The sequence below is a fragment of the Massilia sp. FBCC-B171 genome, assembly GCF_059134155.1.
The window spans coordinates 5,382,351-5,406,634 of sequence record NZ_CP101443.1; the positions used below are offsets into that span (position 1 = coordinate 5,382,351).

General features: G+C 62.7%; 29 protein-coding genes. 3 read left to right on the forward strand and 26 right to left on the reverse strand.

The features are described 5' to 3' along the window. Positions 1-3: 3 nt before the first annotated feature. Positions 4-2,304, reverse strand: a complete 2,301-nt coding sequence (locus NMB41_RS24280; protein ID WP_494380291.1) for a TonB-dependent receptor — start codon at positions 2,302-2,304, stop codon at positions 4-6. A gap of 204 nt (positions 2,305-2,508) precedes the next feature. Here NMB41_RS24280 and NMB41_RS24285 point away from each other — a divergent pair, with 204 nt between their 5' ends. The 3 genes from NMB41_RS24285 (at position 2,509) to NMB41_RS24295 (ending at position 5,489) form a co-directional block, all read left to right on the forward strand. Then, a complete protein-coding gene (locus NMB41_RS24285; protein ID WP_494380292.1) occupies positions 2,509-3,777 on the forward strand; it encodes a ferritin-like domain-containing protein in 1,269 nt (422 codons plus the stop codon). 21 nt (positions 3,778-3,798) lie between these two features. Further along, a complete protein-coding gene (locus tag NMB41_RS24290) occupies positions 3,799-4,050 on the forward strand; it encodes an MbcA/ParS/Xre antitoxin family protein (protein ID WP_494380293.1) in 252 nt (83 codons plus the stop codon). 101 nt (positions 4,051-4,151) lie between these two features. Then, the gene (locus tag NMB41_RS24295) at positions 4,152-5,489 is read left to right on the forward strand and encodes an IS4 family transposase (protein ID WP_494379701.1); all 1,338 of its coding nucleotides are present in this window, start codon (positions 4,152-4,154) and stop codon (positions 5,487-5,489) included. A gap of 27 nt (positions 5,490-5,516) precedes the next feature. On the opposite strand, the gene tatC is transcribed toward NMB41_RS24295, so the two are convergent. From tatC to NMB41_RS24420, 25 genes are all read right to left on the reverse strand, one after another. After that, positions 5,517-6,278: a twin-arginine translocase subunit TatC gene (gene tatC / locus NMB41_RS24300; RefSeq protein WP_494380294.1), complete on the reverse strand. Its 762-nt coding sequence runs from the start codon at positions 6,276-6,278 to the stop codon at positions 5,517-5,519. A 12-nt stretch (positions 6,279-6,290) separates the two neighbouring features. Then, on the reverse strand, positions 6,291-6,782 hold the full coding sequence (tatB, locus tag NMB41_RS24305; protein ID WP_494380295.1) for a Sec-independent protein translocase protein TatB: 492 nt from the start codon (positions 6,780-6,782) through the stop codon (positions 6,291-6,293). Between the two features lie 15 nt (positions 6,783-6,797). Continuing rightward, positions 6,798-7,037 carry a Sec-independent protein translocase subunit TatA gene (tatA, locus tag NMB41_RS24310; RefSeq protein ID WP_494380296.1) on the reverse strand — a complete coding sequence of 80 codons (240 nt, stop codon included), beginning with the start codon at positions 7,035-7,037 and terminating at the stop codon, positions 6,798-6,800. Between the two features lie 116 nt (positions 7,038-7,153). Further along, positions 7,154-7,528, reverse strand: a complete 375-nt coding sequence (locus NMB41_RS24315) for a histidine triad nucleotide-binding protein (protein WP_494380297.1) — start codon at positions 7,526-7,528, stop codon at positions 7,154-7,156. Positions 7,529-7,595: 67 nt separating this feature from the next. After that, positions 7,596-7,934 carry a phosphoribosyl-ATP diphosphatase gene (locus tag NMB41_RS24320; RefSeq protein WP_494380298.1) on the reverse strand — a complete coding sequence of 113 codons (339 nt, stop codon included), beginning with the start codon at positions 7,932-7,934 and terminating at the stop codon, positions 7,596-7,598. Further along, positions 7,931-8,353 (reverse strand): phosphoribosyl-AMP cyclohydrolase, encoded by a 423-nt coding sequence (hisI, locus tag NMB41_RS24325; RefSeq protein WP_494380299.1) that lies wholly within the window; start codon positions 8,351-8,353, stop codon positions 7,931-7,933. Before hisI ends, NMB41_RS24320 begins: the two co-directional genes overlap by 4 nt. A 2-nt stretch (positions 8,354-8,355) precedes the next feature. Then, positions 8,356-9,117: an imidazole glycerol phosphate synthase subunit HisF gene (hisF, locus tag NMB41_RS24330; protein ID WP_494380300.1), complete on the reverse strand. Its 762-nt coding sequence runs from the start codon at positions 9,115-9,117 to the stop codon at positions 8,356-8,358. Positions 9,118-9,131: 14 nt separating this feature from the next. Next, positions 9,132-9,908 (reverse strand): 1-(5-phosphoribosyl)-5-[(5-phosphoribosylamino)methylideneamino]imidazole-4-carboxamide isomerase, encoded by a 777-nt coding sequence (gene hisA, locus NMB41_RS24335; protein ID WP_494380301.1) that lies wholly within the window; start codon positions 9,906-9,908, stop codon positions 9,132-9,134. 37 nt (positions 9,909-9,945) lie between these two features. After that, a complete protein-coding gene (gene hisH / locus NMB41_RS24340) occupies positions 9,946-10,587 on the reverse strand; it encodes an imidazole glycerol phosphate synthase subunit HisH (RefSeq protein ID WP_494380302.1) in 642 nt (213 codons plus the stop codon). Positions 10,588-10,591: 4 nt separating this feature from the next. Continuing rightward, positions 10,592-11,182, reverse strand: a complete 591-nt coding sequence (hisB, locus tag NMB41_RS24345; RefSeq protein WP_489874867.1) for an imidazoleglycerol-phosphate dehydratase HisB — start codon at positions 11,180-11,182, stop codon at positions 10,592-10,594. Between the two features lie 18 nt (positions 11,183-11,200). After that, a complete protein-coding gene (hisC, locus tag NMB41_RS24350; protein ID WP_494380303.1) occupies positions 11,201-12,298 on the reverse strand; it encodes a histidinol-phosphate transaminase in 1,098 nt (365 codons plus the stop codon). Further along, a complete protein-coding gene (locus tag NMB41_RS24355; protein WP_494380304.1) occupies positions 12,295-13,152 on the reverse strand; it encodes a DNA-methyltransferase in 858 nt (285 codons plus the stop codon). Before NMB41_RS24355 ends, hisC begins: the two co-directional genes overlap by 4 nt. Further along, entirely contained in the window at positions 13,149-14,471 is a 1,323-nt protein-coding gene (gene hisD / locus NMB41_RS24360; RefSeq protein ID WP_494380305.1) for a histidinol dehydrogenase, read from the reverse strand. Before hisD ends, NMB41_RS24355 begins: the two co-directional genes overlap by 4 nt. Before the next feature lie 12 nt (positions 14,472-14,483). Next, on the reverse strand, positions 14,484-15,158 hold the full coding sequence (gene hisG, locus NMB41_RS24365; RefSeq protein ID WP_494380306.1) for an ATP phosphoribosyltransferase: 675 nt from the start codon (positions 15,156-15,158) through the stop codon (positions 14,484-14,486). 7 nt (positions 15,159-15,165) lie between these two features. Further along, positions 15,166-16,416 carry a UDP-N-acetylglucosamine 1-carboxyvinyltransferase gene (gene murA / locus NMB41_RS24370; RefSeq protein ID WP_494380307.1) on the reverse strand — a complete coding sequence of 417 codons (1,251 nt, stop codon included), beginning with the start codon at positions 16,414-16,416 and terminating at the stop codon, positions 15,166-15,168. After that, positions 16,417-16,653 carry a BolA family protein gene (locus tag NMB41_RS24375; protein ID WP_056341013.1) on the reverse strand — a complete coding sequence of 79 codons (237 nt, stop codon included), beginning with the start codon at positions 16,651-16,653 and terminating at the stop codon, positions 16,417-16,419. Positions 16,654-16,670: 17 nt separating this feature from the next. Further along, positions 16,671-17,438 (reverse strand): ABC transporter permease, encoded by a 768-nt coding sequence (locus tag NMB41_RS24380; RefSeq protein ID WP_494380308.1) that lies wholly within the window; start codon positions 17,436-17,438, stop codon positions 16,671-16,673. Then, positions 17,435-18,370 (reverse strand): ABC transporter ATP-binding protein, encoded by a 936-nt coding sequence (locus NMB41_RS24385; protein ID WP_494380309.1) that lies wholly within the window; start codon positions 18,368-18,370, stop codon positions 17,435-17,437. Before NMB41_RS24385 ends, NMB41_RS24380 begins: the two co-directional genes overlap by 4 nt. Positions 18,371-18,543: 173 nt before the next feature. Then, positions 18,544-18,819, reverse strand: coding sequence for an STAS domain-containing protein (locus tag NMB41_RS24390; RefSeq protein ID WP_494380310.1), 276 nt, complete (start codon positions 18,817-18,819; stop codon positions 18,544-18,546). A gap of 2 nt (positions 18,820-18,821) precedes the next feature. Next, entirely contained in the window at positions 18,822-19,469 is a 648-nt protein-coding gene (locus NMB41_RS24395; protein WP_494380311.1) for an MlaC/ttg2D family ABC transporter substrate-binding protein, read from the reverse strand. A 75-nt stretch (positions 19,470-19,544) separates the two neighbouring features. After that, positions 19,545-20,354 carry an MlaA family lipoprotein gene (locus tag NMB41_RS24400; protein ID WP_494380312.1) on the reverse strand — a complete coding sequence of 270 codons (810 nt, stop codon included), beginning with the start codon at positions 20,352-20,354 and terminating at the stop codon, positions 19,545-19,547. Next, positions 20,351-20,824, reverse strand: a complete 474-nt coding sequence (gene mlaD, locus NMB41_RS24405) for an outer membrane lipid asymmetry maintenance protein MlaD (RefSeq protein WP_494380313.1) — start codon at positions 20,822-20,824, stop codon at positions 20,351-20,353. Before mlaD ends, NMB41_RS24400 begins: the two co-directional genes overlap by 4 nt. A gap of 62 nt (positions 20,825-20,886) precedes the next feature. Next, positions 20,887-21,669 (reverse strand): lipid asymmetry maintenance ABC transporter permease subunit MlaE, encoded by a 783-nt coding sequence (mlaE, locus tag NMB41_RS24410; protein WP_494380314.1) that lies wholly within the window; start codon positions 21,667-21,669, stop codon positions 20,887-20,889. After that, positions 21,666-22,469, reverse strand: coding sequence for an ABC transporter ATP-binding protein (locus NMB41_RS24415; protein ID WP_494380315.1), 804 nt, complete (start codon positions 22,467-22,469; stop codon positions 21,666-21,668). The genes mlaE and NMB41_RS24415 overlap by 4 nt, the downstream gene beginning before the upstream one ends. 285 nt (positions 22,470-22,754) lie before the next feature. After that, positions 22,755-24,218, reverse strand: a complete 1,464-nt coding sequence (locus tag NMB41_RS24420; protein ID WP_494380316.1) for a glutamate synthase subunit beta — start codon at positions 24,216-24,218, stop codon at positions 22,755-22,757. Between the last annotated feature and the right edge of the window lie 66 nt (positions 24,219-24,284).

The window sequence follows — 24,284 nt, forward strand, 5'->3', positions numbered from 1 at the left end:
AGATCAGAAGTTGACCTTGGCCTGCACGCCCACGGTGCGTGGTTCGTTCAGGATACCGGTCAGGTTGTCGAAGTCGATGGCGCCGACCACTTGCACCTTGTCGGTGATGTTACGTGCGAAGGCAGCGACTTCGTACTTGCCGTCACCCCACTTGTAGCCGACGCGCAGGCCGCCTTCGACCAGCGACTTGGCCTTGTACTCGCGCGCTTCGTACAGGAACATGTTGTAGGTGCTGCGGTAAGCCCAGTCGGTGTAGGCGTAGAAGTCGCCATTGCCCATCGGGACGCTGTAGCGCAGGGTGAAGTTACCCTGCCACTTCGGCGCGCGCGGCATCGGGTTGCCGTCGATGCGCACGGTGCCCGCGAACGGACCGGCTGGATCGGTCACCGTGCAGCCGGCCAGGCCGCCGGTGTTGGCGAAGTTGCCGCACTGCTGGACGAACAGGCCGCCGTCCTTGATCTCGGTATCGTTGTAGCTGCCGCCCAGGGTCATGCGCAGCGAATCGGAGAGCACGGCCTGCAAATCGAGCTCGACGCCCTGGCCGGTGACCTTGTCGGCGTTGATCAGCTGGTTCATGTTGATCACGCCGCTGCCGGCGGTGAGCTGCTTGTCGTTCACGCGGTACTGGAACACGCTGGCCGAAACGCGGGCGCGGCGGTCGAACAGTTCCTGCTTGATGCCGGCCTCGTAGGACAGGGCTTTCTCGGCGTCGGCGAACGAAGGACGGTCGGCCAGGCCGTTCAGGCGGCCCTGCATGCTCGGTGCGCGGTAGCCGGTGGCGATGCGTGCGAACAGGTTGGTGTTCTTGTCCAGGGCGTAGGTACCGGACAGGTCCCAGCTGACGTTGTTCGAGTCGTTATTGATGACGAAGGGGCCGGCCGTGGTGGCTTCGACGCGGCGCGCCGAGAAGTCCTTCTGGTCGCTGGTGTAGCGCAGGCCGGCGCGCAGTTTCAGCTTCTCGGAGACCGTGTAGTTCAGCGAACCGAAGGCCGCCCACGATTTGGTCGACTGGTCCTGGGTCGCGTAGAACGGGTTCTGCGGATTGCCCGGTGCCAGCGAATCGAAGCTGATGCTGTCGATGCGGATGTCTTCCTTGAAGAAGAACAGGCCGCCGATCCATTGCAGCGGACCCGGCACGTTCGACTCGGCGCGGAACTCCTGCGAGTACTGCTTGTGCTCCGGCAGCAGGTCGGCCGTCTCGACGACGAAGGGAATGAAGCCCGGGCCCATCGGCTGCGCGTAGACGGCGCCGAAGCCGCCGTCGACGTCGGCGCGGCTGTAGAATTCGGCCGTCTCGTAACCGGTGATCGAGTGCAGGGTCACGCGGTCGAAGTTCCAGCGCAGGCGCATGTTGGCGCCGTGGGTTTTCAGGCGCTGCTCGTTGACGCCGTCGGTCGGGTACTGGTCGTAGTCGAAACCGTCGACCAGTTCATTCGTGCCCTGCTTGATGATGTTCGCGCGGAACAGCGTGGCGTTGTTGTCGAGGTCACGGGCATGGAAGTTCAGCAGCGCGCTGAACGCTTTATTCGGCTGCACCAAGAGCTGGAAGCGGCCGGCGTTGTCGCTGTAGCCTTCGAATTCGCGGGTGCCGGTCGGACGCGGGTTGTGCACGCGGTTGTCGCGGTTCTGGGTCTGCACCGAGACGCGCGCGGCGACCGTGTCGCCCATCGGCAGGTTGTAGGCGCCTTCCACATTCATGGCGCCGTCGGTGCCCAGGCCAGCCGTGACATAGCCTTCGGTCTTGCCCAGCACAGGGCGCACCGAATCGAACTTGATGACGCCGGCCGGCGAATTGCGGCCGAACAGGGTACCCTGCGGGCCGCGCAGGACTTCGACCTGCTCGACGTCGAACACCGGGAAGCCTTTGAGCATCGGGCTTTCCTGCACGATGTCGTCGACTACCAGGCCGACCGGCTGCGACGCGTTCAGGTCGAAGTCGGTATTGCCCTGGCCGCGGATATAAAAGCGCGGGAAGGAACGGCCGTAGTCGGATTCGACGTTCAGGCTCGGCGAGCGGCTGGCGAGGAAGCGGATGTCCTGGCCGCCGGCGGTCACGGCTTCGAGCCGGTCGCCGCTGAGCGTGGTGATCGCCATCGGCACGTCCTTGATGTTCTCGGCGCGGCGCTGGGCCGTCACGATCACGACGTCCAGACGCTGCCCGTCCTTCGTTGCCGCCTGGGCGGCAGGTGCTTGCTGCGCCGCAGTGGTGTCCTGCGCCAGCGCCGCGTGCACCGGGAAGGTGCCGGCGACGGCCATGAACATGAGGGTGCGGCAGCTTGGGAGCGACAGGCGGGAGCGTTTCATTGTGTTCCTTAGGTAGCAGAGAAAACCGGCGGCAATGTGTGCAGGGGCGCTGTTTGATTAACGCTTGGGCAAAATTGCGAAAACGGAATTATATCAACGCGTTATCCTGTCTTTACGCAATTTCCGCACGATGATGTTTTTTTGCACATGCGAGAAAGGAATGCCGTGCCGCGCTTGCATTCTGGCTTCCGGTATAGTGATCCAATGAACCGACCGATCCCGCCCGACCGGCACGACGTCCGCGTCAACGACCGCGAGCAGCTCATCTATTTGCTGACCGAAGCGGCCGAAATTGAACACGGCCTGATGTGCACTTACCTGTATGCCGGCTGGAGCCTGAAGCAAGCGGCGGCCGAAGGCGTGACGCCGGCCCAGCTGGAGGCCATCGATCGCTGGCGCAAGGAAATCCGCAGCGTCGCCATGGAAGAAATGGCGCACCTGGCCAGCGTCAACAATCTTTTGATGAGCATTGGCTCGCCGCCCCATTTCCGGCGCCAGAATTTTCCCGTCCCGGCCGGCTACCACCCGGCCAGCCTGGTGGTGCGCCTGGCGCCCCTGAACCGCAACACCCTGGCCCATTTCATCTATCTCGAGCGTCCCGAGGGGATGGAGATGGCGCAGGCGCCGGGCTTCGAGATGCCGGTTTCCTACCAGCGCCGGCCCCGGGCGTCGCGCCTGACGCCGACGGCCGAGGAGTTCGACACGGTAGGCCACCTGTACCGCGGTATCGGCGCAGGGTTCAAGGCCCTGGCCGAACGCCTGAGCGAGCGCGTCCTGTTCGTCGGCGCACCGGAGGCGCAGCTGGGGCCGGACATCATGACGCTGCCCGGCCTGGTGACGGTCACCGATCTCACCAGCGCGCTGCAGGCGGTCGATGTGATCGTCGAACAGGGAGAAGGCAGCCGCCACGACAACGAGGCTTCGCACTTCGCGCGCTTTCAGGCGATGGCCGCCGAGTACGACGCTTTCCTGCGCGCCGATCCCGCATTCACGCCGCACCGCCCCGCCGCATCCGACCCGCTCATGTTCGCACCGATCGGCGACGCGCCTGGCGTTCAGGTCACGGATCCCGGCAGCGCGCGCGTGCTCGACCTGGCGAATGCAACCTATGGCCTGATGCTGCGCTTGCTGGCCAGCGGCACCGGCACGGCCCAGGGCGTGGCGGCGCGCCGCAGCGAGATCGACGGCGCCGTCGGCCTGATGCATGTGCTGAACGGCCTGAGTGTCCTGCTCACGACCCTCCCGGCGGGCAGCGACCCGGCCCCGCACGCAGGCATGAATTTCCACTTGCCGCGCAGCGGACTGGCCCTGCCCCAGGCCGGCGCCGGCGCAGCGCTGCTGGCCGAACGCGCGCACGAAATCTCGCTGGCGCTCGATGTGCTGGCAGATTCGATCCCTGGCCTGGATGCCAAGCTGGCAGACCAGCTGCGCGCCGTCGCGGCAGCGCTGGTGACGCCGGCGAACGACCATTAACCATTTTTATACTGAATAGTCATGACCCAAGACGGACCACTCGCTCCCGATTCCCTCACTGCCCTGCGCGATCGCTTCGAGGCCCAGTCGCGCAAGGCGCAGGCCTATTACGCCGTCATGCACGAAGCGAAGCGCGTGCTGGGCAGCGACGAGGCGGCAAGCAGCTGGATGGAGGCGCCGCTGGCGGCCTTCGACGGCAAGACGCCGGCCGCGCTGGTCGGCGCAGGCCGCGAGCGTGAGGTGCTGGAGCAGGTCCGTTCGATGAAGCCTTGAGGGGCGCGCGGCGGATAAAAAAAAGCCGGGCTAGCCCTAATGCCAGTCACTTAAGGCATTGACCAGCCGGCGGTTTGAGCTAAAACGGATTCACGATCAACGTGAATCCGTTTTTTATTATGGCCCTTCAATTTGACATGGACTATGCGGCTGAGCTGGCACCGCATGAGTTCGAGCGTTTCGCCAGCCTGATCGATCCGGCCTGGATCGACGAAGCCTTGCAACAAACCGGAACCGTGTCGTTGCGCCGACGGCGCCTGCCGGCTGAGCGCATGGTTTGGCTGGTCATCGGCCTGGCCCTGTTTCGTAACGAACCAATCTGGCATATCGTCCAGCAACTTGATCTGGCCGATGGGCCAATGCCAAATGCACCCGTTCCCAGTGCCGCAGTGGCAGGCCGCGAACGCTTGGGTGAAGCACCGATGGCATGGCTATTCGAACGCTTGGCAAGCTGCTGGACAAGCGCTGCCATACCTGAACATGGTCTCTTTCATGGGCTGCGAAGCTATGCCGTTGATGGTGTCGTGTGGTCGCTTCCCGATACGCCGGCCAACTGTGAGAAATTTGGGCGGGGTTTCAACGACAAGAGCAATGGCGCCTGGCCTCAATTACGTGCAGTCTGCTTGATGGATACCTACACCCATCTGATCCGCGCAACCGAGTTTGGTGATTACGGTACGGGGGAGGTGAGCTTTGCCAAGTCACTCATGCACAAGGTACCGGATCAATCGTTGACGATTTTCGATCGTGCCTATCTCTCTGCAGCCCTTCTTCTGGACTGGCAGCATGCAGGTGAACAAAGGCATTGGCTTATGCGGGCCAGAGCGGGATTGCGTTATGAGGTGATATGCCAATTTGCCCCCGACGACTGTCTGGTGAGCTTTTCAGTGTCGCCACAGGCACGCAGGCAACGGCCGGACCTGCCGTCGCATTGGCAAGCGCGGCTCATCAAGTGCATGGTCGGCGGAGAGCCGCGGCAGTACCTTACCTCCCTGTGCGATGCGCACCGCTTTCCGGCGCGCGAGATCGTGGCGCATTACACGCAGCGCTGGGAGATTGAACTGGGCTTCAGGGAAATTAAGCAGGGCATGCAAAAGAACATGACGACCCTGCGTAGCAGATTGCCTACGCTGGTACGCCAGGAAGTTTGGGGCACGCTCATCGCCTACAACCTGCTACGTCATGAAATCGCCCAGATGGCCGACGAACTGCACGTCCCGCCACAGCGCCTGAGTTTCCAGTGGCTGGCCCTGGCCATCACCACGGCCCTGTATCACTGGCCTTTGCAAACGCCAGGCACCTTCCCCAGGCGCCTGGCATGGCTGCGTGAGCAGGCACGCGCTTATCTTTTGCCAGAACGCCGAAGGCGCTCCTATCCCAGAGTCGTCAAACAGCCCAGATCCAAGTTTCCAATGAAAAATGCCAGTCAGCTTAACTGACTGGCATTAGGGCTAGCCCGGCTTTCTTCATGGCTGCGCCGGCTCTTCCGGCGCCTGCGTCATGCGCACGAACAGCGGCGCGACCAGCAGGCCCAGTTCGAACAGCAGGCACATCGGAATGGCCAGGGCCAGCTGGCTGACCACGTCCGGCGGCGTGACGATGGCGGCAATGACGAAGGCGCCAACGATCAGGTAGGGACGAATCGATTTGAGTTTTTCGATGCTGACGATCCCCATGCGCACCAGGATCACGACCACCACCGGCACCTCGAAGGTGGCGCCGAAGGCCAGGCACATCGACATGACGAAGTCGAGGTAGTTTTCGATGTCGGGCATCACCGCGATCGAGGATGGCGCGAAGGCCGCGATGAAGTGGAACACGCGCCCGAAGACGAAGAAATAGCAGAACGCGACGCCGCCCATGAACAGCAGGGAGGACGAGAACACCAGCGGCAGCACCAGGCGCTTTTCGTGGGCGTACAGGCCGGGGGCGACGAAGGCCCACATCTGGTAAAACACCCAGGGCAGCGCGACGATCAGCGCGAACATGAGCGTGACCTTCATCGGCACCAGGAAGGGCGCGACGACGCCGGTGGCGATCATCTGCGCGCCGGGCGGCAGCGAGGCGATCATCGGCATGGCGAGGAAGTCGTAGATTTCCTTCGGTCCCGGCCAGATCATCAAGCCGATGCAGACGAGCGCGACGCCGATGAGGGCTTTGACGAGGCGGTCGCGCAGTTCGACGAGGTGGGAGATGAAGGTTTCTTCGACTGGCGCTTCTTCGGTCATTCGGTCTTAAATCTAGAAAAAGGAAGCGTTGGTTTTCACGCCCGGACGGAACTTGCGCACCCGTGCGGCGCCCGACAAGACCCGGGTCTTGCTGCCGTTGCGGTGCTTGTACCAGGCCGGCACGGCCGAGGTGCGCACGAGCTTCTTGCGCCGGAAGTCCTTGGCCTTGCGCTCGAGGTTATCCATGCTGGCAACCGGGGCCGGGGCGCTCGGCTGGATGTCGCCGCGCCAGGCGGCTTCGACTTCGCCGATGCTGCTCGACATATGGTGCTCGACATCCGACTGGAACTCGGCGGCGCTGTCGGCCACTTCCTTCTGCAGGTTGCGCAGCTCGTCGAGCTGGATCTCGCGGCTGACCTCGGACTTGACCTCGTGCAGGTAGCGCTGGGCGCGGCCGTACAAGGTACCGGCCATGCGCGCCACCTTCGGCAGCTTTTCAGGGCCGATCACGATCAGCGCCACCACACCGATGATGGCGATCTTCGATAGTCCCAGGTCGATCATGAGGCCGCGACCGGATTACGAACGGTGCTTTTCGCGGGTTTCGACGTCGATCGTCGACTTGTCCGCTACCTGGCCCGGCGGCACAGGGGTGGCCGGATTGGCGGCCGATTTTTCTTCGTCGCCCTTCACGCCATCCTTGAAACCTTTCACAGCCTTGCCGATGTCGGAGCCGACATTGCCCAGCTTTTTGGTGCCGAACAGCAGCACCACCACGACCAGCACGATTACCCAGTGCCAAATGCTCATCGAACCCATCTTGATCTCCTCAGTGGGCGCAGGCGCCCTCAATCAGTGAAGCGTAGTTGAAACGTACTGCACCAGTATAAGCCATGCAGGCGCTGGCGATGCTTAGTAACAGCTTAGCAAGTGTTTCAGGTCCCCAGGCCGCGCCAGGGGCGCGCGCCGCCATACACGTGCATGTGCAGGTGATAGACTTCCTGCCCGCCGTTCGGCCCGCTATTGATCAGGGTTTTGTAGCCGCCGCTTGGCTTGCCGTCAGCACCTTTCGTTACCGCCACACCGTGCTCGGCGGCAAGCTTCGGCACCAGGGCCAGCATCTTGCCCAGCAGCGCCGTGTGTTCCTCGGTCAGGTCGGACAAGGTGTCGACGTGGCGCTTCGGGATCACCAGCAAGTGGACCGGCGCGGCCGGATTGATGTCCTTGAATGCCAGCACTTCGTCGTCTTCGTAGACCACGCTGGCGGGGATTTGTTTAGCGGCAATCTTGCAGAAAATGCAGTTATCCATGTTGTCTCCAAGGGCAATCGAATTATCTTATCTGGAAACGATGACGGGGCAATGACGCCGCGCGCCATCAATCCTTGCGGGCGGCTTTTTCGTCGAGGCCGGACAAACCTTCGCGGCGCGCCAGTTCGTCGAGCACCTGCTGCGGCGTGAGATCGAACTTGGCCAGCAGCACCATCGAATGGAACCACAGGTCGGCCACTTCATACAGCAAGCCGGAAGGGTCGCCGGAGACGCGCGCGTCTTTCGCCGCCATCACGGTCTCGGTGGCTTCTTCGCCGATCTTTTTCAGGATCGCGTCATCGCCCTTGGCAAAGAGCTTGGCGACATACGAGGTCGCCGGGTCGCCGCCGTTTTCAGGTTTACGCGATTCGATCACTGCGGCCACGCGGGCGAGGGTCGTGCTCATGGGGTCTTCTTGGTATTCGTATAAATCGTTTCCGGATCCTGCAGCACCGGCTCCACCGCCTGCCAGTCTTCGCCATCGAATTTCTGGTAGAAGCAGGAATGGCGCCCGGTATGGCAAGCGATGCCGCCCGTCTGCTCGATCTTGAGCAGCACCACGTCTTCATCGCAGTCGAGGCGCATTTCCAGCACTTTTTGCGTATGCCCGGACTCTTCGCCCTTGTGCCAGAGTTTTTTACGCGAGCGGCTCCAGTACACGGCTTCGCCCAGTTCCACCGTGCGCGCCAGGGCGTCGCGGTTCATCCAGGCGAACATCAAAATGTCGCCGGTGGCCGCTTCCTGGGCGATGACGGGTACCAGGCCGTGTTCGTCCCAGCGCACTTTTTTCAGCCAGGCCGCATTGTTGGTCGTCGAGTGAAGCATGCTTACTCCAGGCGCATCGGGATGCCGCGTTCGGCCATGAAGCGCTTGGCTTCCCCGACCGTGTGCTGCCCGTAGTGGAAGATGGACGCCGCCAGCACCGCATCGGCATGCCCTTTTAACACGCCGTCGGCCAGGTCCTGCAGGCCGCCGACGCCGCCCGAGGCGACCACGGGGATGCCGACCGCGTCCGACACCGCACGCGTCAGGCCCAGGTCGAAACCGGACTTGGTGCCGTCGCGGTCCATGCTGGTGAGCAGCAGTTCGCCCGCGCCCAGCTGTTCGAGTTTGATGGCCCACTCCACCGCATCCATGCCGGTGGCGTTGCGCCCGCCATGGGTGAACACTTCCCACTTGCCGGGCGCGACCTGCTTCGCGTCGATCGCCACCACGATGCACTGGGCGCCGTGTTTTTGCGAGGCGTCGAACACCAGTTGCGGGTTCTGCACGGCCGAGGTGTTCATGCTGACCTTGTCGGCGCCGGCATTTAACAAGCGGCGCACGTCTTCGACCTTGCGCACGCCGCCTCCCACCGTCAGCGGGATGAAGACGGTGGAGGCCACCGCTTCGATGATCGGCAGGATCAGGTCGCGCCCGTCGGACGAGGCGGTGATGTCGAGGAAAGTGATTTCGTCGGCGCCTTGCCCGTCATAGCGGCGCGCGATTTCGACCGGATCGCCGGCATCGCGCAGCTCGGTGAAATTGACGCCCTTGACGACGCGCCCGCCGGTCACGTCCAGGCAGGGAATGATGCGTTTTGCCAGCATAGTAGTGAGGCTGCTTAAGCCTGTTCGCCCTCGGTCAGTTCGTCGGCGCGCGCCTGGGCCGAGGCCAGGTCGATCGTGCCTTCGTAGATCGAACGGCCGCAAATCACGCCTTCGATGCCTTCGTCCTGCACCGCGCACAGCGCTTCGACGTCGGCCAGGTTGTGCAGGCCGCCGGAAGCGATGATCGGGATGCGCACGGCCTGCGCCAGGCGCACGGTCGCTTCGATGTTAATCCCGCCCATCATGCCGTCGCGGCCGATGTCGGTGTAGATGATCGATTCGACGCCGTAGCCCTCGAATTTTTTGGCCAGGTCGATCACTTCGTGGCCGCTCATCTTGCTCCAGCCGTCGGTGGCGACTTTGCCGTCTTTCGCATCCAGGCCGACGATGATCGAACCCGGGAAGGCGCCGCAGGCGTCGTGCAGGAAGCCGGGGTTCTTTACTGCGGCGGTGCCGACGATGATGTAGGAGATACCGTCGTCCAGGTAGCGCTCGATGGTGTCGAGGTCGCGGATGCCGCCGCCCAGCTGGACTGGAATCTCGTCGATGCCGTTTTGTTCGGCATATTCCTGGACGATTTTCAGGATCGACTTGATGGCCGGCTCGTTCTTCGGTTTACCCGCGAAGGCGCCGTTCAGGTCGACCAGGTGCAGGCGGCGCGCGCCTTTCTTCAGCCAATGCAGGGCCATTTCGGCGGGGTCTTCGGAGAAGACGGTGGCGAGGTCCATATCGCCCTGTTGGAGGCGAACGCAGTGACCGTCTTTCAGGTCGATGGCGGGGATCAGCAGCATGGTCGTTGTCGGTTAAGTGAACGGAAACGGTGAAGTTTCAGGGATTCCAGTGGATGAAGTTGTGGTACAGGCGCAGCCCGGCGGCCGCGCTTTTTTCGGGGTGAAACTGGGTGGCGACGATGTTGTCGCGCGCAACGGCGCAGGTGTAGGCCCCGCCGTAGTCGGCCTCGCCGATGGTGTCGCTGGCCACTTCCGGCGCGACATAATAACTGTGCACGAAATAAAAATAGCTGCCGTCGTCGACGCCGTCCCAGAGCGGATGGGCGCGCGTCTGCTGCACGCGGTTCCAGCCCATTTGCGGGACCTTGAAACGCGAACCGTCGGCCTGCAGTTTGCCGTCCAGCTGGAAGCGCACTACCTTGCCCGGGAAAAGGCCCAGGCCCGGCGTGCCGCCGTTCTCTTCGCTCTCGTCGAACAGCATCTGCTCGCCCACGCACACGCCCATCACCGGGCGGTTTTTCACGGCGCGCAGCAGCGCTTCCTCGGCGCCGGACTCGCGCAGGCTGGCCATGCAGTCGCGCATCGCGCCCTGCCCCGGCAGCACGATACGGTCGGCCGCATTGATGTCGTGCGCCTGGTTCGAGACCAGGATGTCGGCTTCCGGCGCGGCGGCGCGCAGCGCCTGCGCCACCGAGCGCAGGTTGCCCAGCCCATCGACCACTACGATCTTGTTGGCCATGATCTTACAGGCTGCCTTTGGTCGAAGGGATGATGCCGGCGGCGCGTTCATCTAAGGTAGTCGCCATGCGCAGCGCGCGGCCGAAGGCCTTGAAGACCGTCTCGCACTGGTGGTGCGCGTTCACGCCGCGCAGGTTATCAATGTGCAGGGTCACGCCGGCGTGGTTCACGAAGCCGCGGAAGAATTCGCCCGTCAGGTCGACGTCGAAGGTGCCGATCATGGCGCGCGTCCAGGGGATGTGCATTTCCAGGCCGGGACGGCCCGAGAAATCGATCACCACGCGCGACAGCGCTTCATCCAGCGGCACGTAGGAATGGCCATAGCGGGTCATGCCCTTCTTGTCGCCGACGGCTTTGGCAACCGCCATGCCGAGCGTGATGCCGGTGTCCTCGACCGTGTGGTGGGCGTCGATGTGCAGGTCGCCCACGGCCTCGACTTCGAGATCGAACATGCCGTGGCGCGCGATCTGGTCGAGCATGTGGTCGAGGAAGGGCACGCCGGTGTTGAGCTTCTGGCGGCCGGTGCCGTCGAGATTGATCGAGACGCGAACCTGCGTCTCGTTGGTATTGCGGGTAATGTCTGCGGTGCGGGTCATGAAAGGGTGCTCGTCGGGTCAGGCAGCCGCAAGGGCCGCCTTCAAGGCATTCAGGAATGCGGAATTTTCGTCCGGGGTGCTGACCGTGACACGGATGCAATTGGCCAGCAATCCATGCATTTTACTCAAATTTTTGATCAGTACCTTTTCATCCAGGAGTTTTGCGCAGACAGCGGCCGCATCGGGTACGCGCAGCGCGATGAAATTCGCCGACGATGGAAATACTTCGACCCCCGGCAGCGCCGCCAGTTCGGGCATCAAGCGCTCGCGCTCGGCGTTGATGCTGGCGGCCTGGGCGTCGAGCACCTCGATATGGTCGAGCACGAACTCGGCCGCCACCTGGGTCAGCACGTTGACGTTGTAGGGCGGGCGCACCTTCTCGAATTCGGCCAGCAGCTGGGGCGCGGCCGTCATGTAGCCGAGTCGGATGCCGGCCAGGCCCAGCTTGGACACGGTGCGCATCACGACCAGGTTCTCGAACTCGGCCAGACGGTCCATGAAGGTTTCACGGGCGAAGGGCTGGTAAGCCTCGTCCAGGACGGCGATCCCGGTGTCGCCCAGGGCGCGCAGGATGGCTTCGATGTCCTCGGTGGCGAACAGGTTGCCGGTCGGGTTGTTCGGGTAGGCGAGGAAGACCACGGCCGGCTGGTGCAGGGCGATCGCGGCCAGCATGGCGTCCATGTCGAGCGTGAAATCGTCTTTCAGCTTGACGCCGACGAAGTCTGCGCCGGCGAACTGGGCCGAGCGCGAATACATGACGAAGGCCGGCACCGGCGCCAGCACGGCGGCGCGGCGCTTCTGGTTGGCGACGGTGGTCGTGACGATCTGGATCAACTCATCCGAGCCATTGCCGAGCAGGACATCATAGCCGGCCGGGATGCCGAGCGTGCTGCATACCTTGTCCTTGAGGGTGGCATACGAGGCCACCGGATAGCGGTTCAGCACCGCTTCGGCCAGGCGCCGCGCCAGCTCTTCGCGCAGTTCTGCAGGCAGCTCGTAGGGATTTTCCATCGCATCGAGTTTGATGAAACCGCTCGCATCCGGCACGACATAGGCGCTGTTGGCGCGGATATCCTCGCGGATGACGTTGGCGATCAGGTTGTCGATGAAGCTCATGCTTCCTCCTCGGTGGCGGTGGCGCTGGTGGCACTGGCGGCGCGGATCACGGCTTTCGCTGCGCGCGCAATGCTCTTGCGTTGTTTGATGGTGGGGCTCGGTGCCGGTGCGGCCAGGCGCGCCTGGATAATCGCGCAGTATTCCGGGTTCAGCTCGAAGCCGGCGAACTGGCGCCCCAGGTTGCGCGCTGCAATGGCCGTGGTGCCGCTGCCCATGAAGGGATCGAGCACGACGCCGCCCGCCGGGCAGGAGGCCTTGATCATGCGCTCGATGATTTCGAGCGGCTTTTGCGTGGGGTGGTCGGCGCGCTCCGGATGCTCGCGGTGCAGGCGCGACACGCTCCACAAATCCTTCGGGTTATAGCCCACCTCCAGCCACTTGGCGCCGATGAAAATCGAGCGCGAGCGCGCCTTCTTGGTCGCCGCGTCGTAGGGGATGCGCACCGCGTCGAGGTCGAAATAATAATCCTTGCGGTTGACGAAGAAGCCGATGGTGTCGTGTACGGAGCTAAAGCTGCGCACGCTGCCGCCCATCGAGGGCACGCGCCGGTCCCAGATGATCTCGTTCATCATCGTCATGCGCTTTTTGAGCATGACGAAGATCTCGGGCGCGAAGCGCCAGGTGAGGAAGATGTACAGGCTGCCGTTGGGTTTGAGTTTCGGCAGCGCGGCATGGATCCACTGCTCGGTCCAGGCCAGGTAGGCTTCGACGCTTTGCTGGTCGGAGCCGTTGCCGTAGTCTTTACCGAGGTTGTAGGGCGGGTCGGTCAGGATCAGGTCAACGGCGCCATCGGGGATGCGCGCCAGTCCCGCCAGCGCGTCCTCGCAGAAGACCTGGTTGACCCAGTCCGTCATGGCTGCTGCTTGGGCTTGATGCGCAGCTCGGCGCTGCGTGCGTGCGCCTGCAGGCCTTCGCCGTAAGCCAGTTCGGCGGCCACTTTACCCAGCGTCTGGGCGCCCGCCTCGCTCACCTGCAGCACCGAGGAGCGCTTCTGGAAATCGTAGACGCCCAGCGGCGAAGAAAAACGCGCCGTGCGCGAAGTCGGCAGCACGTGGTTCGGGCCGCAGCAATAGTCGCCCAGCGCCTCGGACGAGAACTGGCCGAGGAACATGGCGCCGGCGTGGCGGATCTTATCGGCCCACTGCTGCGGGTTCTCGGCCGAGATCTCGAGGTGCTCGGCGGCGATGTCGTTGGCAATGGCGCAGGCTTCGTCCATGTCGCGCACTTTAATCAGGGCGCCGCGGTCGGTCAGCGAAGTGACGATGGTGTCCTGGCGCGGCATGGTCGGCAGCAGCTTGTGGATGCTCGCTTCCACTTTGGCGATGTAGTCGGCGTCCGGGCACAGCAGGATGGCTTGCGCCAGCTCGTCGTGCTCGGCCTGCGAGAACAGGTCCATCGCGACCCAGTCCGGATCGGTGCTGCCGTCGCACAGCACCAGGATCTCCGACGGGCCCGCGATCATGTCGATGCCGACCGTGCCGAACACGCGGCGCTTGGCGGCGGCGACATAGGCGTTACCGGGACCGACGATTTTATCGACCGCCGGAATTGTTTCGGTACCGTAGGCCAGCGCGGCCACGGCCTGGGCGCCGCCGATGGTGATCACGCGCGTCACGCCCGCAATCGCGGCGGCGGCCAGCACCATCTGGTTCTTGACGCCGTCCGGGGTCGGCACCACCATGACGATGTCCTGCACGCCAGCCACTTGCGCCGGAATCGCATTCATCAGCACCGACGACGGATACGCGGCTTTCCCGCCCGGGACATAGATGCCGACCCGGTCCAGGGGCGTCACGCGCTGGCCGAGCACCGTGCCATCGGGCTCGGTATAACTGAAACCCTTGAGTTCCTGCTTCTGGCGTTCGTGGAAGGCGCGGATGCGCTCGGCCGCCGTCTGCAGCGCGCTGCGCTGGGCTTCGGGCAGTGCCGCCAGCGCAGCGTTCAATTCGTCCTGCGACAAGTCGAAGGCGGCCATGCCGGTCGCGCTGACGCGATCGAAACGGTTGGTGTATTCGATCACGGCGGCGTCGCCACGCTTTTTCACGTCGGCGAGAATCTGCGTCACGGCCGTTTCGATCGCGTCGTCCGTTCCGGCTTCAAAGGCGAGCAGCGTATGCAGCTGTTCGGTAAAACCGTCGTGGGTGGAGTCGAGCATGCGGATCTGTACAGCCATGGGTCAGCCTTATTACGTAAATTGTTTCGAAGCCCGTTCGAAGGCTTCGATGATGGGTTGCAGGCGCTCGCGCTTGAGTTTCAATGCCGCCTGGTTGACGACCAGGCGCGAGGAGATCTCCATGATCTTCTCGACTTCGACCAGGTTGTTGGCGCGCAGGGTGTTGCCGGTCGAGACCACGTCGACGATGGCGTCCGACAAACCGACCAGCGGCGCCAGTTCCATCGAGCCGTACAGTTTAATGAGGTCGACGTGCACGCCTTTCGACGCGAAGTGCTGGCGCGCGGTGTTGACGAACTTGGTCGCCACGCGTAACCGCGCGCCCTGGCGCACGGCGCTCTCGTAGTCAAAACCCGCGTGCACCGCCACCGACATGCGGCAGGTCGCGATGTTCAGGTCGACCGGTTGATATAGACCTTCGCTGCCGTGCTCGAGCAGCACATCCTTGCCGGCCACGCCGAAATCGGCCGCGCCATACTGCACATAGGTCGGCACGTCCGAGGCGCGCACGATCAGCACGCGCACGCCCGGGTCGTTGGTCGCCAGGATGAGTTTACGCGAGGTCTCCGGGTTCTCGAGCACGGTGATGCCGGCCGCTTCCAGCAGCGGCAGCGTGTCCTCGAAAATCCGGCCTTTGGACAAAGCCAGGATCAGGCCAGGCTCGGTCGATTGAATTGCGATGCTCATGACGACCTTATTTAATGCGCACGATGTCCGCGCCGACCTTCGACAGTTTGACTTCCATGCGGTCGTAGCCGCGGTCGAGGTGGTAGATGCGGTCGATCACGGTCGTGCCTTCGGCCGCCATGCCGGCGATCACCAGCGAGGCCGAGGCGCGCAGGTCGGTCGCCATCACGGGCGCGCCCACCAGGCGCTCGACGCCCTTGATCAAGGCGGTATTCCCCTCCGTGAAGATGGCGGCGCCGAGGCGGTTCATCTCTTGCACGTGCATGAAGCGGTTCTCGAAGATCGTTTCGGTCACGCGGCTCGGGCCGGCGGCGATCGTGTTCACCGCCATGAACTGGGCCTGCATGTCGGTCGGGAAGCCCGGGTATTCGGTGGTGCGGAAGGAGACCGGGTGCGGACGCGCATCCATGCGTGCACGGATCGTGTTCGTGCCGACGTCCATCTGCAGGCCGACTTCGCGCAGCTTGTCGAGCGCGACATCGAAAATGTCGGTGCGGGTATTGGTCAGCAGGATGTCGCCGCCGGTGGCCGCCACGGCGCACAGGAAAGTCGCCGCTTCGATGCGGTCGGAAATCACGGCGTGCTTCGCGCCATGCAGCTCGCTCACGCCCTGGATCACCAGGCGGTCGGTGCCGATGCCCTCGATCTTCGCGCCCATGGCCACCAGCAGGTTGGCCAGGTCGGTCACTTCCGGCTCGCGCGCGGCGTTTTCCAGCACCGTCTCGCCTTCGGCCAGGGTCGCGGCCATCAGCAAATTCTCGGTGCCGGTGACGGTGATCATGTCGGTCAGGATGCGCGCGCCCTTGAGCTTCTTGGCTTTCGCGTAGATGTAGCCGCCTTCGATCGTGATCTCGGCGCCCATCGCACGCAGGCCCTTGATGTGCTGGTCGACCGGACGCGAACCGATCGCGCAGCCGCCCGGCAGCGACACCTTGGCTTCGCCGAAGCGCGCCAGCAGGGGGCCGAGCACGAGGATCGATGCGCGCATGGTTTTCACCAGCTCGTAAGGTGCCTCGAGGCTGGTGATGTTGGCGCCGTTCAGGGTGACGTTTTCGTCGTCCTGGGTCACCTTCAAACCGGTCTGCTCGAGCAGCTTCAGAATGGTTTTGACGTCGTGCAGGCGCGGTACGTTCGACAGCTCGACGTCGCCGGAGCTCAACAGGCCCGCGCACAGGATCGGCAGCGCCGCATTCTTGGCGCCCGATACCGAAATTTCGCCGTTCAGGCGTTTGCCGCCAACGATTTGCAGCTTATCCATTTAGCCTCCGTATTCTTCAGGGGTCAGGGTTTTCATCGACAGCGCGTGGATCTCTTCGCGCATGCGGTCGCCCAGCGCCGCATACACCAGCTGGTGGCGCTGGATCGGGCGCTTGCCGGCAAAGGCAGGCGAGACGATCAGGGCCGAGAAGTGACGTCCATCGCCCTCGACCTGCAAATGCGTGCATTGCAGGCCGTTTTCGATGTAGCTGTGGATCAGTTCTGGAGTGGTCGACACGATAATTCCTAAGGTTTTCAATGACGCAGTTTATAGCCGCCGCGCAGCAGCTTGATCGCCACTGCCGCGAGCACCGCGAAGAAGGCGGAGACGATGGCAAGGCTGGTCCACGGCGAGATATCGGACTGGCCGAAGAAGCCGTGGCGGAACCCGTCAATCATATAAAAGAACGGGTTGAAATGCGAGACCGCCTGCCAGAATGCCGGCAGCGAGTGGATCGAATAGAACACGCCTGCCAGGAAGGTGGCCGGCATGATCAGGAAATTCTGGAACGCGGCGAGCTGGTCGAATTTATCGGCCCAGATACCGGCGATCACACCCAGGGTGCCGAGGATGGCCGCGCCCAGGACGGCGAACACGATGATCCACAAGGGCGCTGCGAACGACAGATGGGCGAACCAGGCGGTAATGGCGAACACGCCGGCGCCGACCACCAGGCCGCGCACCACCGACGCGGCGACATAGGCGAGCAGGATTTCCCAGTGCGACAGCGGCGGCAGCAGGATGAACACCAGGTTGCCGGTAATCTTGGACTGGATCAGCGACGAGGACGCATTCGCAAAAGCGTTCTGCAACACGCTCATCATCACCAGGCCCGGCACCAGGAAGGCGGTATAGCTGACCCCTGGATAGACTTCGACCCGGCCTTCGAGCACGTGGCCGAAGATCAGCAGGTAGAGCATGGCCGTCAGGATCGGCGCGGCGATGGTTTGCGTCGCGACTTTCCAGAAGCGCAGCGTCTCTTTGAAGAACAGGGTGCGGAAACCCACGGATACGAAACTCACAGCGCGCCCTTTCCGGATTGCCCGTCGCCCATAATCTGGATAAAAATATCCTCGAGGTCAGCCTGCTGCAGCTGCATCTCGTCGATGACCGCCCCGCTCTCGCGCAGGCGCGCCAGGATCGGCTCGACTTCCGCGTAGTCGTTCACGCGCAGGCTGTATTTGTTGCCGCTTCCATTGCCATGCTCGTCATGCGACACCAAATGGCGCAGGCTGGCGGGCAAATCGCCGCTTTTCAGGTGCACGATCAGCTGCGACCCCGACACGCGGCGCAGCAGCGCGCTCATCGTATCGAGCGCCACCACCTGGCCCGATTTGAGCATCGCCACGCGCTGGCACATGGCCTGCGCTTCTTCCAGGTAATGGGTGGTCAGCACGACCGTGTGCCCGCCTTCGCGGTTCAGGCGCGAAATGAATTTCCACAGGGTCTGGCGCAATTCGACGTCGACGCCGGCGGTCGGCTCATCGAGCACGATGACGGGCGGTTTATGCACCAGCGCCTGCGCCACGAGCACCCGCCGCTTCATGCCGCCGGACAAGGCGCGCATGTTGACGTCGGCTTTGTTGGTGAGATCGAGGTTGTGCATGACCTCGTCGATCCACTTGTCGTTGTTCCTGATGCCGAAATAGCCCGACTGCAGGCGCAGCGTTTCGCGCACCGTGAAGAAGGGATCGAACACGAGTTCCTGCGGCACCACGCCAAGTTTCTTGCGCGCTTCACGGAAATCGGTGACGACATCGTGGCCGTGGATCTTGACGCTGCCGACATCGGGCCGGATCAGGCCGGCGATGGTGGAGATCAGGGTCGTCTTGCCGGCGCCGTTCGGCCCGAGCAGGCCGAAGAATTCGCCCTGCTCGATGGTCAGGGAAACGCCTTTCAGGGCTTTGAGGGCCTTGTAGCTTTTCTCGACGCTATTAATCTGGATCGCTGTCATTATTCTTCGATGTGGCCGCAGCACAGGCGTGCGCAAACCGGGCGGGGAAACTGCCCATTATAGGGGAAATCGGGAATGCAAGAGCCTGGCGGCATTGGATGCCCGCAAAAGGAAAGGGACGTATCGCGGACGGCAATGTCGCCCACGATACGTCCCTTGCGATGCCGCGCGATTTAGCTTCGTGCCAGCAAGCCGTCGAGCCCATACAAATGCGTCAGCGCATCGATATTGCTGGGCACATTAATAAACGTAAGCTTCTGCCCCGCATCGCGTGCGTGGCGCTGCCAGGCCAGCAGCAGGGCCACGCCGGACGAATCGGCGGCATGCACGCCGCCCAGGTCGAACACGGTCTCGCCGGCCTTGATCGCAACATAGCCCTGGTCCAGAGCCGCTTGCGCGGTCTCGAAGGTCAGTGCGTCGAGCGACAGCATCGGATTTGCTTCAGCCATGTTTACTTCGGGGCCTTCAGTGGCTTGTTGGCCAGTTGCTTGTTGCGGTCGGCCAGCTTGGTGATCAGGCCGTCGACGCCCGACTTGTTGATCTCGGCGGCAAACGTGCCCTTGTAGGTCTCGACCAGCCACGCGCCCAGCACGTTGATGTCGTAGATTTTCCAGCCGCCGCTCTCCTTCGACAGGCGGTAGTTCAGGGTGATCGGCTCGCCACGGGCAACGTTCACCTGCGAACGCACTTCAACGTCGGTGTCGGTCGGTTGCGAGCGCATTGGCTTGAATTCGACGGTTTCGTTCTTAATCTGCGACAGCGCGCCCGAATAAGTGTACACCAGCAGCGTGCGGAATTCTTCCGACAGGCGCTTTTGCTGTTCCGGGGTGGCCTGGCGCCAGAAGCGGCCGGCTGCCTGGGCCGTCATCTTCTCGGCGTCGACATACGGCAGGATCTTCGAATTGACCAGTTCCATGATCTTGTTGCGGTTGCCGGACTGAATGTCCTTGTCGGCCTTGACGGTGTCGATGACGTCGGCGCTGATGCGCTTGACGAGCACGTCCGGTGCCTCATTGGTGGCCGGGGCTGGCGCGGCGATGACGCTGGTCGCGAACACGAGGGTTGCGGCGGTGGCGATGAGTTGGGCGATTGGTTTCATGAGCTCTCTTTTTTAATGTTTGAAGAAAACAGCTTGCAGGCGTTTCATCCAGCCCGCGAGCTGTTTTACGAACTATTACTTCCGCGGCTGTTCGGCTTCGCTCGAGGCCGGCGTCGGCACCACCTGGGTGTTCGATGCCGGCGCGGCTGGCGCATCGGCTGCCGGCGCATCCTCGCGCGGCGCCGATTCGCCATCACGCACGCGGCTTTCGCGGCGCTGCATGAAGCCGTCACGGATGAATTCGTAACGGTCGAGGGCGGCATCTTCCATCAGGCTCGATGCGTCCAGGATCGCGGCGCGCTGGTCGATGGCGCGCACGCCGATACCGATGTTGCGCGTGCTGACCGGCGTGACGGTGGTCCAGGCATCGGCCCACATGTCGGCAGGCAAGGCCGCGGTGTCACGAATCGTAGATGGGCCCAACAGTGGCAACATCAAGTAGGGACCCGAAGGAACACCCCACACGCCCAGCGTCTGGCCGAAATCTTCGTTGTGTTTCTGCAGGCCGGCTTCCGAGGCGATGTCGAGGATGCCGGCAATGCCGAAGGTCGAGTTCAGGGCGAAGCGCATGAAATCGGTCGCGCCGTCCGCACCCTTGCCTTGCAGCACGTTATTCACCGAGCTCCAGGCATCCGACAAGTTACCGAAAAAATTGCTCACGCCTGTTTGCACGAAGCTTGGCAGCACCTTCTGGTAAGCGGTCGCAGCAGGCTTGAGGGCCACGCGGTCGACGGTGTCGTTGAATGCGAAGGTGGCGCGGTTAAGCTTTTCCAGCGGGTCCTGCGGGTTGCTCGGGGTTGCGCAGCCGGCCAAAGCGGCGCAGCTTGCTGCCGCCAGTGCCAGGCCACGCCAGCGCGGCAGGGTACTCATGTTCTTGCTTTTCATTCACTGCCTTCCTTTCCTTCGGCCGCCTTGCTGTAGATGAACTGATTGATCAGGTCTTCCAGCACGGTGGCCGATTGCGTACGGTTGATTCGATCGCCGTCGACGAGGTTTTTCGTGTCGCCGCCCGGCTCGATGCCAATGTATTGCTCACCCAACAGACCCGCGGTCAAGATTTTGAGCGACGAATCCTTCGGGAACTTGTAGTTTGGATCCAGATCGAGGCGCACATTGGCCTGATAGGTTTTGTCGTCGAAACTGATGTCGCCCACCCGGCCGACCACGACACCGGCGCTCTTGACTGGCGCCTGCGGCTTCAATCCACCAATGTTGTCGAATTTGCCAACGACGGCATAGGTTTCGGCAAACGAAAGCGAGCTCATATTCCCTGCCTGCAGCGCCAGGAACAAGACAGCGGCAGCGCCCAAGAGGACAAACAGGCCGACCCAGACATCGATGATTTTACGGTGCATAGTATTTCCTAGTATTCAGGCCGTCTGTGCGCGGCCAAACGAAACGATTCTTATTTATTTGCTTACTGCGCGAACATCAGGGCCGTCATCACGAAATCCAGGCCCAGTACCAGCAGCGAAGCGATGACGACAGTGCGCGTGGTGGCGCGTGCCACGTCGGCCGGGGTCGGCTTGACGTGATAACCCTGGAACACTGCAGTAAACGTCACCGCAATGCCGAACACGAAACTTTTAATGACGCTGCTGACCACGTCACGGTTGACGTCGACGCCGGCCTGCATCTGCGACCAGAACGCGCCTTCATCCAGACTGAGCATTTTGACGGCGACCAGGTAGCTGCCCATGATGCCGACGGCCGAGAACACGGCAGCGAGCACCGGCATGGCGATCACGCCGCCCCAGAAACGGGGCGCCAGCACGCGCTGCACCGGGTTAACGGCCATCATTTCCATGGCCGACAGCTCTTCGTTGGACTTCATCAGGCCGATTTCGGCGGTGAGCGAGGTGCCGGCACGGCCCGCGAACAGGAGCGCGGTCACGACCGGACCGAGTTCGCGGATCAGCGACAGGGCGACCAGCGAACCGAGCTTGTCTTCGGCGCCGAACTGGATCAGGTTGACATAGAACTGCAGGCCCAGCACGAGACCGACGAAGAGGCCGGACACGATGGTGATGAGCAGCGAGTAGTTGCCAATAAAATGGACCTGCTCGGAAATCAGGGTCGGACGGCGGAAGGCCCCCGGCGAAAAACGCAGCAGGTTGAAGAAAGCGCGCGTTGCAAAACCGAGGCTCTCGACTGATTCGCGCGCGGTGGCGCCGGCGGACTCCAGGAAACGCAGGATCATCGCGGCACTCCCAGGCCCAGGTCGTCGGCCAGCGACTTACCCGGATAATGGAAGGGCACCGGGCCGTCCGGCTCGGCGTTGACGAACTGCTTGACGTAGGGATCGGTCGAAACGCGCAGCTCGGCCGGCGTGCCTTCGGCAACGATCTTGCCGGCCGACATAAAATAAACGTAGTCGGCGATGGCGAAGGTTTCGTGGACGTCGTGCGAGACCAGGATCGAGGTCGAACCGAGGGCGTCGTTCAGGTTGCGGATCAGGCTGGCGGTCAGGCCCATCGAGATCGGATCGAGGCCGGCAAACGGCTCGTCGTACATGATCAGTTCGGGATCGAGCGCGATCGCACGGGCCACGGCGACGCGGCGCGCCATGCCGCCCGAAATTTCACGCGGCTTTAATTTGGAGGCGTTGCGCAGGCCGACGGCGTTCAGCTTCATCAGCACCAGGTCGCGGATCAGCTCTTCCGCAAGGTCAGTATGCTCGCGCAGCGGGAAGGCGACGTTGTCGAACAGGGTCAGGTCGGTGAACAGCGCGCCGAACTGGAACAGCATGCCCATGCGCCGACGCAGGCGGTACAGGCCTTCGGTGTTCAATTTGTGCACGACTTCGCCGCCGACCCGGACTTCGCCGCGTTGCGGACGAATCTGTCCGCCAATCAGGCGCAGTACCGTGGTCTTGCCGCAGCCGGAACCACCCATCACGGCAATGAGCTTGCCACGCGGGAAATCCATGCGCAGGTTCGACAGAATCTTGCGATCGCCATAGGCGAACTCGAGATCACGTATTTCTACAAGGTTAGACACAGAGGCGATAGTCGGATTTGGGAATCTCGTATTGTAGTGCAGAAACTGCAATCCTTGCTTGGGACAGCCCCGTTTCACACTTGCTTCCGACGTATTGCTACAACACTAATAACCGAAGAGTCAGCTATTTCATTCCGCAAGTCATTGTTTTTGTTGAGATATGCATATATGTCAACATTGCAATTCATTGTTTTACGTCAATATTACCTCCCAGCAGCATGCGCCAAGACAATGTAGGGTGGACCGGGTGGCGACCCGCTCCACCCTACATAAAGATGACGCCTGCTACCGCGGTAGTACCGAAGTACCCATCAGGAACTCATCCACCGCGCGCGCGCACTGTCTGCCTTCGCGAATCGCCCACACCACCAGCGACTGGCCGCGGCGCATGTCGCCCGCCACGAATACTTTCGGCGCCGAGGTCTGGTAACAAGTTTCGCCATCGGTCGTGGCGCGTGCATTGCCGCGCGCATCCTTCTGCACGCCGAAAGCGTCCAGCACCTGCTGCACCGGCGACACAAAACCCATGGCCAGGAACACGAGATCGGCCTTCATCTCGAATTCGCTGTTCGCCACTTCGATCATCTTGCCGTCTTTCCACTCGACGCGGCAGGCGATCAGCTTTTCGACTTTGCCGTTCTTGCCCTCAAAACGTTTCGTGGCCACCGCGAAATCGCGTTCGCAGCCTTCTTCGTGCGAGGACGAGGTGCGCAGCTTGGTCGGCCAGTAAGGCCAGACCAGGGGTTTGTTCTCGTGTTCCGGCGGCATCGCCATCAGTTCGAACTGGGTCACCGTCGCCGCGCCCTGGCGGTTCGAGGTGCCGACACAGTCGGAACCGGTATCGCCGCCGCCGATCACGACCACGTGCTTGCCGGTCGCCTTGATCTGGTCTTTCAATTTATCGCCGGCATTCACGCGGTTTTGCTGCGGCAGGAAATCCATCGCGTAATGCACGCCCTTCAGCTCGCGCCCCGGCACCGGCAGGTCGCGCGGCTGCTCGGCGCCGCCGGCCATCACGACGGCGTCGAATGCGGCGCTCAAATCTTCAGGGAAGATCGTGTCGCGCGCCATATTGCTGACCGCGGCAGGGAAATCCTTTCCGATCAGGACACTGGTGCGGAAGGTCACGCCCTCGGCCTGCATCTGCTCGATGCGGCGGTCGATCAAACCCTTTTCCATCTTGAAATCGGGGATGCCGTAGCGCAGCAGGCCGCCGATGCGGTCGCTTTTTTCGAACACCGTCACCTCGTGGCCGGCGCGCGCCAGCTGCTGGGCGGCGGCCAGGCCTGCAGGGCCGGATCCGACCACGGCAACCTTCTTCCCGGTTTTTACCAACGGCGGCTGCGGCACGACATAGCCGTGCTCCCAGCCGGCGTCGGCGATCTTGCGTTCGATCGACTTGATGCCGACCGGCTCGTCATTGATGCCCAGCGTGCAGGCCGATTCGCAGGGCGCCGGGCAGATGCGGCCGGTCACTTCAGGGAAGTTATTCGTCGAGTGCAGGTTCTCGATCGCGGCCCGGTAATTGTTGTGATAGACCAGGTCGTTCCAGTCGGGGATCTGGTTGTTCACCGGGCAGCCCGTGTTGCAGAAGGGGATGCCGCAATCCATGCAGCGCGCGCCCTGCACCTTGGCCTGGCCGTCGGTCAGGGTGATGGTGAATTCCTTGAAATTCTTGACGCGTGCGGCAGGATCCAGGTGATCTTCTTCCTGCCGTTCGAATTCCATGAAGCCGGTGATTTTGCCCACGTTTTATTCCTTTTAATCTTGGTGCAGCGCGGCTGCTTTAGCGCTGGTTGAACGCGTGGGGTAATT